The organism is Isoptericola sp. NPDC060257 (assembly GCF_042726645.1).
Lineage (GTDB): Bacteria > Actinomycetota > Actinomycetes > Actinomycetales > Cellulomonadaceae > Isoptericola > Isoptericola nanjingensis.
Genome location: NZ_JBHXAW010000078.1, coordinates 1 through 16,047, shown reverse-complemented (window position 1 = coordinate 16,047; position 16,047 = coordinate 1). Strand labels below are relative to the sequence as shown.

15 protein-coding genes and 1 pseudogene are annotated in these 16,047 nt (G+C 76.5%); 6 read left to right on the top strand and 10 right to left on the bottom strand.

From position 1 onward, the window contains the following. A pseudogene (locus tag ACFWEK_RS08805) lies at positions 1 to 210 on the top strand (hypothetical protein); the annotation flags it as partial. Between the two features lie 6 nt (positions 211 to 216). Here the strand turns inward: ACFWEK_RS08805 and ACFWEK_RS08800 are convergent. Further along, positions 217 to 1,659 (bottom strand): PLP-dependent aminotransferase family protein, encoded by a 1,443-nt coding sequence (locus tag ACFWEK_RS08800; RefSeq protein ID WP_430553802.1) that lies wholly within the window; start codon positions 1,657 to 1,659, stop codon positions 217 to 219. Positions 1,660 to 1,763: 104 nt separating this feature from the next. Between ACFWEK_RS08800 and ACFWEK_RS08795 the strand changes: the two genes are divergently transcribed. Continuing rightward, positions 1,764 to 2,744, top strand: coding sequence for an aldo/keto reductase (locus tag ACFWEK_RS08795; protein WP_430548252.1), 981 nt, complete (start codon positions 1,764 to 1,766; stop codon positions 2,742 to 2,744). 31 nt (positions 2,745 to 2,775) lie between these two features. On the opposite strand, the gene ACFWEK_RS08790 is transcribed toward ACFWEK_RS08795, so the two are convergent. From ACFWEK_RS08790 to cofD, 3 genes are read right to left on the bottom strand one after another with little or no spacing between them, the layout of a single operon-like run. After that, entirely contained in the window at positions 2,776 to 3,117 is a 342-nt protein-coding gene (locus ACFWEK_RS08790) for a cupin domain-containing protein (protein WP_430553801.1), read from the bottom strand. A gap of 38 nt (positions 3,118 to 3,155) precedes the next feature. Further along, the gene (gene cofC / locus ACFWEK_RS08785; protein ID WP_430553800.1) at positions 3,156 to 3,914 is read right to left on the bottom strand and encodes a 2-phospho-L-lactate guanylyltransferase; all 759 of its coding nucleotides are present in this window, start codon (positions 3,912 to 3,914) and stop codon (positions 3,156 to 3,158) included. Further along, complete coding sequence (gene cofD, locus ACFWEK_RS08780; RefSeq protein WP_430548249.1) at positions 3,911 to 4,861, bottom strand: 2-phospho-L-lactate transferase; 951 nt, start codon at positions 4,859 to 4,861, stop codon at positions 3,911 to 3,913. Before cofD ends, cofC begins: the two co-directional genes overlap by 4 nt. 122 nt (positions 4,862 to 4,983) lie before the next feature. Here cofD and ACFWEK_RS08775 point away from each other — a divergent pair, with 122 nt between their 5' ends. Then, positions 4,984 to 5,301, top strand: a complete 318-nt coding sequence (locus tag ACFWEK_RS08775) for an MTH1187 family thiamine-binding protein (protein WP_429733876.1) — start codon at positions 4,984 to 4,986, stop codon at positions 5,299 to 5,301. Positions 5,302 to 5,463: 162 nt separating this feature from the next. Next, positions 5,464 to 7,197 (top strand): hypothetical protein, encoded by a 1,734-nt coding sequence (locus tag ACFWEK_RS08770; RefSeq protein WP_430553799.1) that lies wholly within the window; start codon positions 5,464 to 5,466, stop codon positions 7,195 to 7,197. Between the two features lie 10 nt (positions 7,198 to 7,207). On the opposite strand, the gene ACFWEK_RS08765 is transcribed toward ACFWEK_RS08770, so the two are convergent. Next, positions 7,208 to 8,167 carry a zinc-binding dehydrogenase gene (locus tag ACFWEK_RS08765; RefSeq protein WP_430553798.1) on the bottom strand — a complete coding sequence of 320 codons (960 nt, stop codon included), beginning with the start codon at positions 8,165 to 8,167 and terminating at the stop codon, positions 7,208 to 7,210. 552 nt (positions 8,168 to 8,719) lie between these two features. Between ACFWEK_RS08765 and ACFWEK_RS08760 the strand changes: the two genes are divergently transcribed. Beyond that, positions 8,720 to 9,010 carry a hypothetical protein gene (locus ACFWEK_RS08760; RefSeq protein ID WP_430553797.1) on the top strand — a complete coding sequence of 97 codons (291 nt, stop codon included), beginning with the start codon at positions 8,720 to 8,722 and terminating at the stop codon, positions 9,008 to 9,010. A gap of 9 nt (positions 9,011 to 9,019) precedes the next feature. Here ACFWEK_RS08760 and ACFWEK_RS08755 read toward each other — a convergent pair whose 3' ends face one another. From ACFWEK_RS08755 to ACFWEK_RS08740, 4 genes are all read right to left on the bottom strand, one after another. Further along, positions 9,020 to 9,448, bottom strand: coding sequence for a VOC family protein (locus tag ACFWEK_RS08755; protein WP_429766758.1), 429 nt, complete (start codon positions 9,446 to 9,448; stop codon positions 9,020 to 9,022). A gap of 124 nt (positions 9,449 to 9,572) precedes the next feature. Beyond that, positions 9,573 to 10,415 (bottom strand): aldo/keto reductase, encoded by an 843-nt coding sequence (locus ACFWEK_RS08750; protein WP_430553796.1) that lies wholly within the window; start codon positions 10,413 to 10,415, stop codon positions 9,573 to 9,575. 7 nt (positions 10,416 to 10,422) lie between these two features. Beyond that, entirely contained in the window at positions 10,423 to 11,712 is a 1,290-nt protein-coding gene (locus ACFWEK_RS08745) for a homoserine O-acetyltransferase (RefSeq protein WP_430553795.1), read from the bottom strand. Next, positions 11,709 to 13,121 carry a bifunctional o-acetylhomoserine/o-acetylserine sulfhydrylase gene (locus ACFWEK_RS08740; protein WP_430553803.1) on the bottom strand — a complete coding sequence of 471 codons (1,413 nt, stop codon included), beginning with the start codon at positions 13,119 to 13,121 and terminating at the stop codon, positions 11,709 to 11,711. The genes ACFWEK_RS08745 and ACFWEK_RS08740 overlap by 4 nt, the downstream gene beginning before the upstream one ends. 329 nt (positions 13,122 to 13,450) lie before the next feature. Between ACFWEK_RS08740 and ACFWEK_RS08735 the strand changes: the two genes are divergently transcribed. Beyond that, on the top strand, positions 13,451 to 14,893 hold the full coding sequence (locus ACFWEK_RS08735) for an NlpC/P60 family protein (RefSeq protein WP_430553794.1): 1,443 nt from the start codon (positions 13,451 to 13,453) through the stop codon (positions 14,891 to 14,893). Between the two features lie 25 nt (positions 14,894 to 14,918). Here the strand turns inward: ACFWEK_RS08735 and ACFWEK_RS08730 are convergent, their stop codons facing one another. Next, complete coding sequence (locus tag ACFWEK_RS08730; RefSeq protein ID WP_430548242.1) at positions 14,919 to 15,980, bottom strand: zinc-binding dehydrogenase; 1,062 nt, start codon at positions 15,978 to 15,980, stop codon at positions 14,919 to 14,921. Positions 15,981 to 16,047: the final 67 nt, after the last annotated feature.

The window sequence follows — 16,047 nt, the reverse complement described above, 5'->3', positions numbered from 1 at the left end:
ACGACCGGGGCGCCGTACGCGAACTCACCGACGGGCGGCACCGGTTCGTCACCGGGGCGCGGATCTCGCCCGACGGACGGCATCCCCGACGGGTGGGTCCAGACCGGGGTGGTCGCCGTCGGGCACCCCGCCGACGGCGGGGCCAAGGGCTCCCCGACGCGCCGCCGTCGCAAGCCGCTGGAGGACGTCGTGCACCGGGGGCGGTGGTGACGCCCGTCAGCCGCCCACGGAGCGCACCGCCGCGGCGAGCGCCGTGACGGCCTCGTCGACCCGCGCGTCGGCGAGGTTGCCGTACCCGACGACGAGCGCCTCGGCGCCGGGGGCCGCGGCCGAGACGCGGTAGCGGCGCAGGTCGGTGACGCCGACGTCGCGCGCGGCGGCGGCGCGGACGACCGCGGCGGCGGGCACGCCGTCGGGCAGCCCGAGCACGACGTGCAGACCGGCCGCGAGGCCGCTCACGGCCAGGCCGGGCAGCGCCGTGTCGAGCGCGGCGAGCAGGGCCGCCCGGCGGCGGCGGAACCGGCCGCGCGCGGCCCGCAGGTGGCGTTCGTAGCCGCCGTCCGTGAGGAACCGGGCGAGCGCGAGCTGGTCGAGGGTCGACGGCGCGGGACCGCCCGCGTCGGCGCCCAGCCGCTCCCGCCAGCGCGGCGGCAGCACCAGCCAGCCGAGGCCGAACGCGGGGGAGACCGTCTTGCTGAGCGACCCGAGGAGGGCGACCCGACCCGGGTCGTGACCCTGCAGCGCGGCGACGGGTCGGCGGTCGAAGCGGAACTCGGCGTCGTAGTCGTCCTCGACGACCAGGCCGTCGACGGCGCGCGCCCACGACACGAGCGCGTCGCGCCGCTCCGGCGCGAGGGCCACGCCGGTGGGGAACTGGTGCGCCGGCGCGACCAGCGCGGCGCGGGCGCCGGTGCGCGCGGCGGCCGCGATGAGCGCGGCCACGTCCACCCCGCGGCCGTCGACGGGCACCGGCACGGGGACCAGGCCGGCGTCGCGTGCGACGTCGCGCAGCCGCCCCCAGCTCGGGTCCTCGACCAGGACGGCGCGGTGCCCGGCCGAGCGCAGCGCGCGGGCGAGGCGGGTCATGCCGTCGGTGGCGCCGTGCGTCACCAGGACGTCGTCGGGCCCGGCGCAGGTGGAGCGGGCACGCGCCAGGTACTCGACGACGGCGGCGCGGGCCGCCGGGTGGCCGGCGGGGTGCGGGGCTCCGAGGTCGGCGTCGGGGGTGTCGGCGAGGGCGTCGCGCAGCGCCCGCAGCCAGGCCGCCCGGGGCACGTGCCGCAGGTCGGGGACGCCGGGCGCGAGGTCGAGTCGCGCGCGGCGCGCGGGGGCGGCGGACGGCACCGGGTGCCCCGTCGGGCGCTTCGGCGTGGCGTGCGCGGCCGCGCCGGCCGCGATCCGCGTGCCGGATCCGACGCGGGCCTCGCAGAACCCCTCCGCGACGAGCTGGCCGTAGACCTCCGTCACGACCCACCGCGACACCCCGAGCGTGTCCGCGAGGGCGCGCGACGGTGGCAGCGCCGCCCCGCCAGGCACCCGGCCCGCGTGCACGGCGTCCCGCACGGCGCGCTCGAGGCGCGCGACGAGCGGGGCGTCGTCGTGCCCGAGGTCGAGCACGGTGTCCCATGCCAGCACCGGATTGGTCTGGGTTGTTGCCATGGAATTGGACGGTACACCCGGGCCGATCGGTTCGTAGGTTCGTGGGTGTCGGCCGGCGGGAGGTCCGCCGGCCCGCACGACCCGCACCCCTGACAGGAGCACCCATGCGCTACCGCACCATCGGCGACGGCACGACGTCCTTCGACGTCAGCACGCTCTGCCTCGGCACCATGTGGTTCGGCACCCGGACCGACGAGGAGACGTCGTTCGCGATCCTCGACCGTTTCGTCGAAGCCGGCGGCACGTTCCTCGACACCGCCAACAACTACAACGGCTGGGGCGGCGGCCACGGCCGCGACAGCGAGGACGTCCTCGGCCGCTGGCTGGCCGACCGGGGGAACCGCGACGAGCTGCGGATCGCCACCAAGGTGGGCGCCGCCAAGAAGGACCCGAACCTGCCGCTGCAGCACGTGCCGCCGACCAACTACCAAGGCCTCGGCGCCGAGACGATCGCGTGGGAGGCGCGCGAGAGCCTGCGGCACCTCGGCGTCGACCACCTCGACGCCTACTACGGCCACGTCGACGACTACGACACCCCGCTCGCCGAGACCGTCGGCGCGTTCGGCAAGCTCCAGGCCGAGGGCCTCGTCGGGATCACCGGCATCTCCAACGTCGCGCTGCACCGCGTCGTCGAGGCGCGTGAGGAGGCCCGACGCCAGGGCGTCGCCCCCTACGGCCTGGTGCAGCAGCAGCTCACCTACCCCTACCCGCGGCCCGACGTCGGTCGGCACAACTGGGCGTCGTACGAGCTGCTCGACTACGCCCGTGCGTCGTCCGAGGCGGGCAGCCCGCTCGCCGTCGTCGCCTACTCCCCGCTGATGCAGGGGGCGCTGGTGCGCGACGACAAGCCGCTGTGGGACGGCTTCGACCACCCGACGACGCACGAGCGGCTGCGCGTGCTGCGCGAGGTCGCGGACGAGATCGGCGCCACGCCGAACCAGGTGGTGCTCGCCTGGCTGCTGGGCGGCCCGGTACCGGTGGTCCCGATCGTCGGGGCCGGCAGCCTGGCGCAGCTCGAGGAGATCCTCGGCGCGGCCGAGCTCGACCTCGACGACGACGTGCGCGCCCGCCTCGACGCGGTGTGACCGCCCCCCGGGGTGGACGAGGCCTGCGCGGTCACTCCAGCCACTCGGTGACGAACCGGTCGTTGGCGTGCACGTGCAAGGCCTCGTACACCTCGGGGCCGATCACGGTGAACTTGTGCGGCGTCCCGGCGGGGGCGACGAGGATCTGGCCGCCCACGGCGACCACCTCGTCGTCGCCCACCCGGAACAGCGCCCGCCCCGAGCGGAGGATGAACGTCTCCGTGTAGGGGTGGCGGTGCAGGCGGGGGCCGACGCCGTCGCGGTCGAACCGCTCGAACATCACCGACACGGTGGACCCGTGCAGGTAACCCTCGAAGTCCGTGCCCGGCAGCGTGGCCTGCTCGATCAGCTCGATGCTCGGCTCGGTGCTCATGCCGGATGGACCGGGCCCGGGCGCGGAACTGAGCGGTGTCAGGGGAGCGGCAGGTCGAGCCCGTGCCGCAGCCGGTCGCGGACGGCGCGGGGCAGCTCGCCCCAGTCGTCGATCGTGTCGAGGTCGACGGCGGTGCCCGGGCGGCGCACCACGACCGGCCGCAGCCCCGCGCGCTCGGCCTCGGCGACGTGCGCCGTCCGCGACGCCTCGCCGAAACGGAACCGGAACGGTGCCGCCGCGGGCAGCACCAGCAGGTTGGTCCCCGCCAGGTGCCGGTCGGTGGCGACGACGACGGCGTCACCACGCCGTGCGCCGTCGGGAGCCGGCGCGCCCGCGGCGAGCAGGGCCGTGACGTCGTCGGTCGTGAGCAGCGGCAGGTCGGCGTGCGCGACGAGCAGCCGCTCCGCGCCCCGCTCGAGCGCCGCCTCCCGCCCGACGTCGAGCGCCGCGTTCAGCCCAGGCCGGTCCGGCGGCTGCGGCACCACCTCGACGCTCGGCGCGGCAGTTTCCGCTCGACGCGGCAGCTCGAGCTGCCGCCTCGGGATCGAACTGCCGCCACGACGGAGCGGGGCGAGGGTCTGGTCGACGAACGGCGCGTCGGCGGTGACGACGAGCATGCGGTCGACGCCGTCCGCCGCCAGCAGGACGGCGACGACGTGCCGGGCCAGCGCCGCGACGAGCCGGCGTCGCGCGGCCGGGTCGAGCGAGGACGCCAGCCGCGACTTGCCCGAGACGCCGTCGCGCAGCGGCACCAGCGCGACCGTGCGGACGGGGCCGGCGCCGTCCGGTGCGCTCATCCGAGGGCGAGCAGGTCGCGGGCGAGGCGCTCGCGGCCGGCGGCCCCGCCCATGATCGTGTCGGTGACGAGCACCTCGACGCCGAGGTCGCGGACAGGGTCGGCGAGGTCGGCGTCGGCGTCGTCCACGACCATGACGTCGACCAGGTCCGCGTACAGCCGGGCCACCCCCAGCGCGGACACCTCGTGCCCCAGCGACTCGAGGATCTGCGCCGCCGGGCCCTTGATCGCCTGCCCGCCGACGATCGGGCTCACGGCCACGCGTCGTGCGGGCGAGGCCAGGACGGCGTCGCGGACCCCGGGCACGGCCAGCACCGGCTCCACCGACAGGAACGGGTTGGACGGCGCGACGACGAGCAGGTCGGCGCGCGCGATCGCGTCGAGCACCCCGGGCGCGGGCCGGGCTGCGGCGACGCCGTCGAGCTCGATCCCCAGCACCGCGTCGGCGTGCTGCCGGCGCACGAAGTACTCCTGGAACGCGACCCGGCCCGACGGCGTGTCGACGAGCGTGCGCAGCCGGTCGTCGGTCACCGGCAGCAGGCGGGCGCGCACGCCCAACGACGCCGCGAGGCGCGCCGTCACCGCGTGCAGCGGCTGCCCCTCGCGCAGCGCGGCGGTGCGCACGACGTGCGTCGCGAGGTCCCGGTCGCCCAGCGTGAACCACGTGTCCTCGCCGAGCCGGGCGAGCTGGTCGAGGGTCGTGTACGTCTCGTCGGTCAGCCCCCACCCGCGGGTCTCGTCGTTCAGCCCGGCGAGCGTGTACATGACCGTGTCGAGGTCGGGGGAGACGAGCAGGCCGTGCCGCTCGGTGTCGTCGCCGACGTTCACGACGACGGTGAGGCCGCCGTCCGGCGTCGGTGCGCCGTCGTCGGGCAGGGCGAGGGCGAGGCCGTGCGCCAGGCGGGCGCCGCCGACCCCGCCGGCGAGAAGGGTGACGCGTGTGCTCACCCGACGAGCCTACGGTCCTCGCCGCCCACCCCGAGGCGCCGGACGGGCGGTCGACACGGTGATCGCGACGACGCGGCCGCGATCACGGTGTCAACCGCCCGTCCAGCACGCAGAATGTGCGCATGGCCGTCTTCGCTTTCTCCGTCGCCCCGCTCGGCGCGGGCGAGTCCGTGGCGGACTCCGTCGCCGCCGCCGTCCGCATCGTCCGCGAGTCCGGGCTCCCCACCAGGACCACGGCCATGTTCACCGAGATCGAGGGGGACTGGGACGAGGTGATGCCGGTGATCCAGCGCGCCACGGAGGCCGTGGGCGCGGGCGGGCACCGCGTGTCGCTGGTGCTCAAGGCGGACATCCGCCCGGGGTACACGGGACAGCTGGACGCGAAGGTCGCGCGCGTCGAGGAGCGGCTCGCCGACGACGGCGGCACCGGGCACGCGTAGCCCCGGCGGCACCTCGCCGGACCTCGCCGGACCTCCGCGCGGCGGCTTCGCGCGTCGACGCGCGCCTGGGAGCCCGCTGTGGTACACGCCACGCTGCGGGGGCCGTAGGCTTGCCCCGGAATCCGGCCGCCGGGGCCGGGTCCGATCCAGGAGTGGTGTGCAATGCCCCTGTTCGAGGTCGATGCCCAGAGGCCCCTCCTCGTCCAGTCCGACCGGTCGCCCACGGCCAGCGCCCAGGGCGTCGGGACCACCGCCCACCGGGTGGTGGACAGCCACATCGACGGTCTGCTCGGCGAGCAGATCTTCCCGGTGAGTCCCGGCGTCGGCCCGGACGAGCCGCACCTGCTCGCCCTCGACGCGACCGGCTCGCCCGTCGTCGTCGAGCTCGTCGCCGACCTCGACCGCGCCGCCCTCACCCGGGCGCTCGACCATGCCGGAGCCGCCGGCCGGCTGACGCGCGGCGCCCTGGCCGAGCGGTACCACGGCGGGCCGGCCGCCTTCCACCGCGACGTGTCGGCGTTCTACGACAGCGTGCCCATCACCCGGTCGCAGCCGGGCCGCAGCAGCGCGCGGCTCATCGTCATCTGCCAGGAGGCGAGCGAGGAGATCCTCAACGCCGTCGACTTCCTGCGCCAGCCCACCATGCCCGTCGAGGTGCTGAAGATGGGCGTGGTGCACAGCGCGGACGGGCGCCGCTTCGTGGACGTCTCGCCGCTGGTGATCCACCCCGCGTCCGCGCCGTCGGCCCCGAGCCTGTCCGCGCCCGCCCCGGCGGCGCCGACGGACACGGTCGCCGCGCCCGGCGACGACACCGCGAGCCCGACGGGGGGCACCGCCCGCGTCGACCCCGAGACCTTCGCCGAGGGCGTGGCCGTCGGCCTCGCGCTGGGCGGGAAGAATCCCGCCACGGTGCAGTCGCCCCGCGAGAGGGCGGAGTCCGCCCCGCCGTCGCGGACCCGCCGCCGGGCCGCGCGCCCGCGGTCGGCCGAGGCCGGCCCGTCGGACGCCGCGCTCCCTGGAGGCCCGCTGCCCGTGCCGGCCGCGCCCGTGCCGGCCCCGCACGCCCCCGTGCCTCCGCCCCCGCCGTCCTCCCTGCCGATCCCGGCGCCCGCCCCGAGCCGCGCACCGGGTCTCGACGACGACCTCGACATCACCCGCGAGCGGCCGCCGCTCCCCGACGGCGCCCCGCGCCGCCGCTCGCGCTCGGACCGCTTCACGTCGCGACCGGAGCTCGACGTGCCGTCGTCGGACCTCGGGCAGCAGGACCTCGGGCAGCAGGACTTCGGGCAGCAGGACTTCGGACGGCAGGACTTCGGACGGCAGGACTTCGGACGGCAGGACTTCGGACGGCAGGACTTCGGTCAGGCGTTCGCGGAGGTCGCGGCCCCCGCGTTCGACCTGCCGGTGCCGGAGCCGCGCTGGTCCGGCGTCGAGGACGACCTCCCCCGCCTGCAGGTGCCGCCGCTCGAGCCGCCACGCCTGCGCACGCCGCCGACGGACCCGTTGGAGCCCGGCTGGACGCCCGCGCCGCACGACCACGGCTACGACCCGCTGACGTCGCCCGTCCCGCCCCCGCCGGAGCCGCTCGCGGCGTCCGGGTCGTGGGCGACGCCCGTCGCGGGCGACGACGAGGTGGACCCGGACCTCGTCGCCCTGGCCGGCACGCTGGTGCACCCGACGACGATCGTGTGGTCGCGCCCGCGACGCCGCCAGTACTTCGAGGCCGTGCTGCACCAGGACGGCGCCATCCAGCTCGCCGACGGCTCCCGCTACTGGCACCCGGACCACGCGGCGTCAGCCGCCTCGGGCTCGCCCACCGCCGACGGGTGGAGCGTCTGGCGCCTCGGCGCCGAGGGCCCGACCCTGATGGACGCCTTCCGGCACCGCTTCGCCTGACGCGGCGAGGTCAGGGCAGGACGACGATCTTGCCGGTCTGCTCGCCGGCCGCGAGGCGCGCCAGCCCCTCGCCGACCCGCGCGAGCGGCACGACGGAGTCGATGACGGGCCGCACGCCGGTGCGCGCGACGAACCGTGTCAGCGCGGCCAGGTCGTCGCGCGAACCCATGGTCACGCCCTGCACCCGGATCTCGTTGAAGAAGACGCGGGTCAGCTCGGCGGGCGGGGCGTCGCCCGACGTCGCGCCGCAGACGACGATCGTGCCGCCCGGCCGCACGGAGCGCACCGAGTGCGCCCAGGTGGCCTGGCCGACGGACTCGATCACCGCGTCCACACGGGCCGGCACGCGGGCGCCCGTCTCGACGGCGTGCGCCGCGCCCAGCTCCAGCGCTCGATCGCGGCGCTCCGCGGAGCGCGAGGTCACCGTGACCTCCAGGCCGGCCGCGGCGCCGAGCACGATCGCCGCGGAGGCGACGCCGCCGCCCGCGCCCTGCACCAGCACCCGGTCGCCGGGGGCGAGACCGGCCGCGCCGAACAGCATCCGGTAGGCGGTGAGCCAGGCCGTGGGGAGGCACGCGGCCTCCTCCAGCGAGAGGCCCTCGGGGAGGGGCACCAGGTTGTGGATCGGCACCGCCACGTACTCCGCCAGCGTGCCGGGGTAGTGCTCCGACAGCAGCGTGCGGCGCTCGGTCGGCCCGACGCCGTGCCCGTCGGCGCCGATCACGCCGTGCAGGAGCACCGGCGTGCCGTCCGCGGCGGTGCCCGCGGCGTCGGTGCCGAGGATCATCGGGAGCTGCTCGGGCCGCAGTCCCACGCCGCGCAGCGACCACAGGTCGTGGTGGTTGAGCGTCGCGGCGCGCACCCGCACGGTGGTCCAGTTCTCCCGCGGCTCGGGCTCGGGGCGTTCACCCACCTCGAGGCCGTCGAGGGGGGAGTCGGGCGAGAACCGGGCGACGGTGGCGGCGAGCATGCGTCCCAACCTACTGTCCCGACCTGCTGTCCCAACCTCCTGATGGTCGGCCCGCGAGGACGGACCCGGAGGCCGGGGCCGGAGATGCCCTAGGTTGTCCGCCATGCCTACCGGTGCGGTCGAGGAAGAGGTGGCCGCGGCACGAGCGGCCGTCGTCGAGCACGCGCAGCAGTCGGCGCGGCGTCAGGTCGCGGGCCGGGAGCTCGCCGCGGCGGAGGATGCTCTGGCGGACGCGCAGGCCTCGCTCCCCGACGAGGCGGCCGACGTCGCGCGGCTGGAGTCGCTGAGCCTCGCGCGCGGGGTGGGCGGGGCTGCGCGGCGACCGCGCGCAGCGCCTCGACGCCGAGCAGCAGGCCGCGAGTACGTCGCCGCGACGGCGCAGGCGCGGCGGGACGCCGCGGAGCGCGAGGTGCGCGCCGTCGACGCCGGTCTGGCCGCGGCGGAGGTCGAGCTGCGCGGCGCCGACGGCTGGTCCACCTACGACACGTTCTTCGACGGCGGCATGCTCGCGAGCATGGTCAAGCACGACAAGCTGGACCGCGCCGCGGCCTGGTGCGCGAGGCGGACGGAGCGCTGCGGCACCTCACCGTCGAGCTGGGCGACCTCGGCGAGCAGGGGGTCGGCGGGGTCGGCGTCGACGGGCTCACCCGCACGCTCGACGTCTGGTTCGACACCATCTTCACCGACTGGTCGGTGCGGAACCGGATCGCCGAGGCGCGCGACCGCGTGGCGGCGGCGACCCGCGCCGTCCACGGGGTCCGGCAGCGCCTCGCCGAGCGGTCCGCGGCCGAGGCCGAGCTCGCGGCGCTCGCCGCCCGGCGGGAGAGCCTGCTCGTCGCGTGACCGACGCCGTCAGGGGGCGCCGACGTCGAACATCCAGGTGATGCCGTACCGGTCGGTCACCTGGCCGTAGAAGTCGCCCCACGGCGCCTTGTCGAACGGCATCGCGTCGCTGCCGCCCTCGGCCAGCTTGGCGTACGCGCCCGCGACGTAGTCGTAGTCCTCCGGCCCGCCGGTCAGCGCGACGGTCACGCCGCTCGTGGGTGCGACGTACGGCATCATCGAGCCGGTGTCGGCGGCCATGAGCGTGAGGCCGGACGGCGTCTCGAGCTGGCCGTGCATGACGAGGTCCTTGTCGGAGTCCGCGATCGGCATGCCCGAGTCGGCCGGCATCCCGCCGAACGTGCTGACGTCGAGCTCGCCGCCGAGCACCGACCGGTAGAACTCGAGGGCCTCGCGGGCCTGGTTCTTGAAGCTGAGATAGGGGTTGAGCCGGACCATGGGGCGCCTCCAGCAGCGCTGCGGGGTGGCTGGCCGCGCGGGTCGGCGGCCGGTCACCACGCTAGGCACGGCCGCTGACACACGCGCGGGCGGCGCGCGCCGCGGGCCGGCGGCGGGGTCCCCCTCAGAGCATGTCGAGCGGCACGGGGCCGCTCGGCGGCGGGAACGCGGCGTCGAGCTCGGCGAGGTCCTCGGCGCCGAGGCGCAGGTCGCGCGCCGCGGCGTTCTCGCGCACGTGCGCGGCCGACCCGGACCGCGGGATCGCGACGACGCCCTCGCCCGCCAGCACCCACGCGAGCGCGACCTGCGCCGGGGTCGCGCCGTGCCGCCGGGCGACCTTCCGCAGCGCGGGGTCGCCGAGGATGCGCCCCTGCTCCACCGGCGAGTAGGCCATCGTCGCGACGCCGCGCTCCCGGAGGAAGGGCAGCAGGTCGTGCTCCGGGCCGCGCCGGGAGAGGTTGTAGAGCACCTGGTCGGTCTGGCACGCGCTGCCCAGCCCGCCCGCGACGTCGTCGAGCTCGCGCAGGTCGTCGACGTCGAGGTTGCTGACGCCCCAGCCGAGCACGTCGCCCGCCTGCACCAGCGCGTCGAGGGCGGCCGCGGTCTCCGCCAGCGGCACCCCGCCGCGCCAGTGCAGCAGGTAGAGGTCGAGCCGGTCGGTGCCGAGGCGGCGCAGGCTGGCCCGGCACGCCTCGACGGTGCCGCGGGCGTCCGCGTTCCACGGGTAGACCTTGCTGACCAGGACGACGTCGTCGCGGCGCCCGGCGACGGCCTCGCCCACCAGCTCCTCCGCCGCACCCTCGCCGTACATCTCGGCGGTGTCGATCAGGGTGAGGCCCAGGTCGAGGCCGGTGCGCAGCGCGGCCAGCTCGTCGGCGCGGCGGGACGGCGTCTCGCCGAGGAACCAGGTGCCCTGGCCCAGCGCGGGGACCGCGCGACCGTCGGGCAGCGTGACGGTGGTGGTCATACGCCGATCATGCCCCGGCCTCGTCCTCCTCGACGCTCGCGCCGGCGAGGAAGTCGGCGACGATGGGGCCGAGCTGGTCGAACTCGATGAGGAAGCCGTCGTGGCCGAAGTCGGACGTGACGATGCGCAGCGGCTCCGCCCCCGGCACCCAGGCGGCGATGCGACCCGCCTGCTCCGGCGGGAACAGCCGGTCGGAGTCCACGGCCACGACCAGCGCGCGGGCCGTGATCTGCGACAGCGCCGACTCGACGCCGCCGCGGTCGCGGCCCAGGTCGTGGCTCAGCATCGACTCGGTGAGCACGAGGTAGGAGTTGGCGTCGAACCGGCGCGCGAGCTTGTCCCCGTGGTGGTCGAGGTACGACTGCACGGCGTACCGCCCGTCCTCGAGCGGGTCCTCGCCGCCCTGGGGCAGCCGCCCGAACCGCACGTCGAGCTCGGCCGCCGTCCGGTAGGTCGTGTGCGCGATCTGCCGGGCGATGGCGAGCCCGGTGTCCGGGCCCTCGCCGTCGGCGGCGCCGTAGTAGTCGCCGCCGCGCCAGCGCGGGTCCGCCCGGATCGCGCCGAGCTGCGGGTGCGCCCACGCGATCTGGTCGCCCGACGTCTGCGCCGTCGTCGCGATGGCGGCGATGCCGTCCACCGCGATCCCGGCCTCGGGGCCGAGCAGCGCCCACTCCAGCACGCGGAGCCCGCCCATCGACGCCCCGACGACCAGCGACCAGCGCTCGACGCCGAGCTGCCGGGCGAGCTCGATCTCCGCGGCGACCTGGTCGCGCGTGGTGATGCGGGGGAAGCGCCCGCCCCACGGGTGGCCGTCGGGAGCGGTGGACGCCGGCCCGGTGGTGCCCTGGCAGCCGCCCAGCACGTTGGGCGCGACGACGAAGTACCGGTCGGTGTCGATGGGGGCGCCGGGGCCGATCATGTCCGCCCACCAGCCGGCGGTCGGCTGCCCCGGCCCGGCAGGCCCGGTGACGTGCGCGTCGCCGGTCAGCGCGTGCAGCACGAGGACGGCGTTGGAACCGTCGGGGGCCAGCTCGCCCCACGTCTCGTAGGCCACCCGGACGTCGGGCAGCACGCCGCCCGCCTCGAGCTCGACCGCGCCGACGTCGACGAACGCGCGGTCGGCGGCCGGGTCGCCCTCGCGCCACGCGCCGGTGGCCGGCACGGGCGGCTTGACCCGGTCCCGCGAGACCGGCGTCGGGCGGACGGTGGGGGCGGCCTGGTGGCGGCCGCCGACCGACGGCACGGTGGCGGCGACGCCGCCGCCGCACCGCGCGGACGGGCCGGGCACCGCGGTCACGCGGCGGCCTCGTCGTCCGACGTCGTGCCGCCCGCGATCACGTCCGCCGCCGCGGCGAAGCCGAGCTCGAGGTCGGCGAGGATGTCCTGGATCCCCTCGAGGCCGACCGCGAGCCGCACCAGGGCCGGCGTCACGCCGGACTGCGCCTGGGCCTCCGGGGTGAGCTGCGAGTGCGTGGTCGACGCGGGGTGGATGACGAGCGACCGCACGTCGCCGATGTTCGCCACGTGCGAGTGCAGCTCCAGCGCGGAGACGAACGCGCGGCCCGCGGCGTTCGCGAGCTCCGGGTCGGCGACGCCGAGCTCGAACGCGATCACCGCGCCGGCGCCCTTCGGCGCGTACTTCCGGGCGTTCTCGTGCCACGGCGACGAGGGGAGGCCGGCGTAGTGCACGAGGCGCACGTCGGCGCGCTCCTCGAGCCACTCGGCCACGGTCTGCGCGTTGGCGACGTGGCGCTCCACGCGCAGCGACAGGGTCTCGAGGCCCTGCGCGAGCAGGAAGGCGTTGAACGGCGCGACGGCGGGGCCGAGGTCGCGCAACAGCTGGACGCGCGCCTTGAGCACGAACGCGAGGTTGGCGCCGAGCGCGGAGCCCACGCCGAGGTCGCGGGCGTAGACGAGGCCGTGGTAGCTCTCGTCCGGCTGGTTGAAGCCGGGGAAGCGCTCGGGCTGCGCGGCGTAGTCGAACGTGCCGCCGTCGACGATGACGCCGCCGATGGCCGCGCCGTGGCCGCCGAGGTACTTCGTGGCCGAGTGCACGACGACGTCGGCGCCGTGCTCGATCGGGCGCACCAGGTACGGGGTGGCGACGGTGTTGTCCACGATGAGCGGCACGCCCACCTCGTGCGCGACGTCCGCGACCGCGGCGATGTCCAGCACGTCCGCGCGCGGGTTGGGGATGGTCTCGGCGAAGAAGGCCTTGGTGGTGGGCCGGGCCGCTGCTCGCCAGGACTCGGGGTCGTGCGGGTCGTCGACGAACGTCGTCTCGATGCCCAGGCGCGGCAGCGTGTGGCGCAGCAGGTTGTAGGTGCCGCCGTACAGGCTGGGGCTGGCGACGACGTGGTCGCCGGCCTGCGCGACGTTGAGGATCGCGAGCGTCTCCGCCGCCTGGCCCGACGCCACGAGCAGCGCGCCGACGCCGCCCTCGAGGTCGGCGATGCGCGCCTCGACGGCCTCCTGGGTGGGGTTGCCGATGCGGGTGTAGATGGGGCCGAGGTCGGCGAGCACGAAGCGGTCGGCGGCGACGTCGGCGCTGGGGAACTCGAACGACGTGGTCTGGTAGATCGGCAGCGCGCGGGCCCCGGTGACGGGGTCCGGGGTCTGGCCGGCGTGGATCTGGCGGGTCTCGAAGGTCCAGCTGGAGGTCATGACGTGCTCCTGGGGCTCGGTCGCGGTTCGGTCGGCGGTGATCGGGCCGCGGCGGGAACCAGGAGGCCTGCGCGTCTGGGGCGGGCCGCGGCGGTCGGCTGCGCACGCGGAGCGGATGGCTGGGTCGACGAGCGGCCGCAGGCAGGCGAACGTGCGCGGTGGTCAGCGGCACATTCGACGGGTCATGCGGACGACCGTAGCCCGGCGGTGTAGCGCGCGACACCCATGTCTCGCCATTCGGGACCAGAATATGGACGGCGTGTCGGCTTGCGCGGCATGGCCTGGGCGCACTCCCCGGTGGCGCTCATGGTCGGCCGGGGTGAGTCTGGGCGAGGTTGCCCGGAGCGCGTCAGTCCAGGGAGGAGCAGATCATGCCTCGCACCCGTCGTCCCGTCAGGGTCACGTCGTGGGCCGCCGCCGCGCTGCTCGCCGGTGGGTCCGTCGCCGCCGGAGGCGTCGCGTGGGCCGACCCGCCGTCCGACGACGACGTCGCGGCCGCGCACGCGGCGGCGGACGCCGCCGCCCTCGACGTCGACGGCGCCGAGGCGCGGCTGGACGCGATCCGTGCCGAGCTCGCCCGGGCCGAGGCCGCCGTCCAGACCGCGGCGGAGGACTACGCCGAGGCCCGCGAGGCGCTGTCCGCGGCGAAGCGCGAGACCGCCGAGGCGCGGGAGCGGGCCGACCGTGCCCAGGCGGCCGAGGACGCCGCCCGCGGGACGCTCGCCGAGGCGTACCGCACCACGGCGCGGGCGAACGAGAACGGACTCGGGCCGCTCGACGTCGTCACCGGGGCGCGCGACGTCGGCGACGTCGTGTCGACCGAGGCCGCGCAGCGCGCGGTGGACCGGAAGGTCGCGGGCGCGCTCGCCCGGCAGGCGGACGTGCGCTCCGCGGCGCGCAACGCCGACGCCCGCTGGCAGGCCGCCCGCGCCGCGCAGCAGGAGGCCAGCGAGGCGGCCGAGGCCGCGTTCGCCGCCGCCCGGCGCACGGCCGACGACCTGATCGCCCGCACCGCCACCGCCGAGGACGAGCGCGACCGCCTGTTCGCACGGCTCGCCGACCTGCGCAGCACCAGCGTCGAGCTCGAGCGGCAGCGCGAGGCCGACCGCCAGCAGAAGGCCGCCGCCGCGCGCGAGGCCGCCGCGCGGGACCGTGCCGAGGACGCCTCGTCGTCGGGCGGCTCGTCGGGCGCGTCCGACGGGACCGCCGACCGCGCGGACGCCGCCGAGCAGGCCGGCCCGGAGCCCGAACGATCCCGGTCCGCCGGGTCGGACGACGGCGCCCGGGCCGACGACGCGGCGTCGGGCGGCTCGGGGAGCGCGGCGGGTCCCGACCCGCAGCCGACGCGCACCCGCGAGCCCGCCCCGGACCCGGCGCCGCGGCCCGACCCGAAGCCGGACCCGAAGCCCGAGCCCCCGCCGGTCAGCGGCGTCGGCCAGGGCGGCGCCGCGCAGGGCCGCGAGGCGCTGGCGTGGGCGCGCTCGAAGATCGGCACCGCCTACCAGTGGGGCGGCGACGGCAACCCGGGCTACGACTGCTCGGGTCTGACTGCCGGGGCGTGGAACGCGGCGGGCGTGTGGATCACCCGCACGTCGCGGTCGCAGTACCTCACCGTCGGCAAGGTCTCCTACGACCGGATGCGCCCGGGCGACCTGATCTTCTACGCCAACGACACGTCCGACCCGTCGACCATCCGGCACGTGGCCATCTACGCCGGCGGCGGGATGATGGTCGAGGCCCCGCGCCCCGGCATCGACGTCCGCGAGACCCCGGTCCGCTGGGACGAGCTCATGCCGTACGCCGGCCGTCCGTGAGCGCCCACAACGGTCAGGGCGGCGGTCAGGGGCGCAGCAGCACCTTGGTGGCGCGGCGCTCGTCCATCGCGGCGTAGGCCTCGGCGACGTCGGCGAGCGGCAGCTCCAGGTCGAAGACCTTGCCGGGCACGATCGCGCCGGACAGGACCTCGGGCAGGAGCGTCTCCATGTAGCGGCGGGCGGACGCCATGCCGCCGCCGATGGTGACGTTGCGGTCGAACAGGCGCCGCACGCTCAGCTCGGGTCCGCCGTTCGGCACGCCGACGAAGCCGACACGCCCGCCGCCGCGCACGACGTCGAGCGCGGTGTCCATCGACTGCTTGGTGCCGACGCACTCGAGCGCCGCGTCCGCCAGGTCGCCGTCGAGCAGGTCGCGCACGGCCGCGAGGCCCTCCTCGCCGCGCTCGGCGACGACGTCCGTGGCGCCGAACTCGCGGGCCAGAGCGGCACGGTCGTCGTGCCGGCTCATCGCGACGATCCGCTCCGCGCCCAGGAGGCGCGCGCCGATCACGCCGGACAGCCCGACGGCGCCGTCGCCGACCACGACGACGGTGTCGCCCGCGGAGACGCCCGCGGAGAACGCCGCGTGGTACCCGGTGGACATGACGTCGGCGAGGGTGAGCAGGTGCGGCACCAGCCCCGCGGACTCGAGCTCGACCTCCGGCCGGCCCACGGGGAAGAGGGAGTGCTGCGCGAGCGGGATGCGCACGCGCTCGCCCTGGGCGCCGTCGACCGGGTTCCCCCAGCGGTCGGTGGAGCCGAAGCCGGTGACGAGGTCGCAGGCCGCGGGGTAGCCCGCCCGGCAGGCCTGGCACTCGCCGCAGCTCATGGTGAACGGCAGGATCACGAAGTCGCCGACGCGCGCCGACGTCACGTCGGCGCCGAGCTCCTCGACCACGCCCACCAGCTCATGGCCGATGGGGCGCGGCCGCTTCACGGTCGTGACGCCGCGGTACGGCCACAGGTCGGAGCCGCACACGCAGGCGGCGACGACGCGGACCACCGCGTCGCCCGGGGTGAGGATCTTCGGGTCCGGGCGGTCCTCGACGCGGACGTCGCGGGGCCCGTGGATGACGGCTGCACGCATGGGTTCACGGTAGACGGCCGCCGGGCGGTCCGGGGACGACGACGGCGCCGCACCCCCGGTGGGGTGC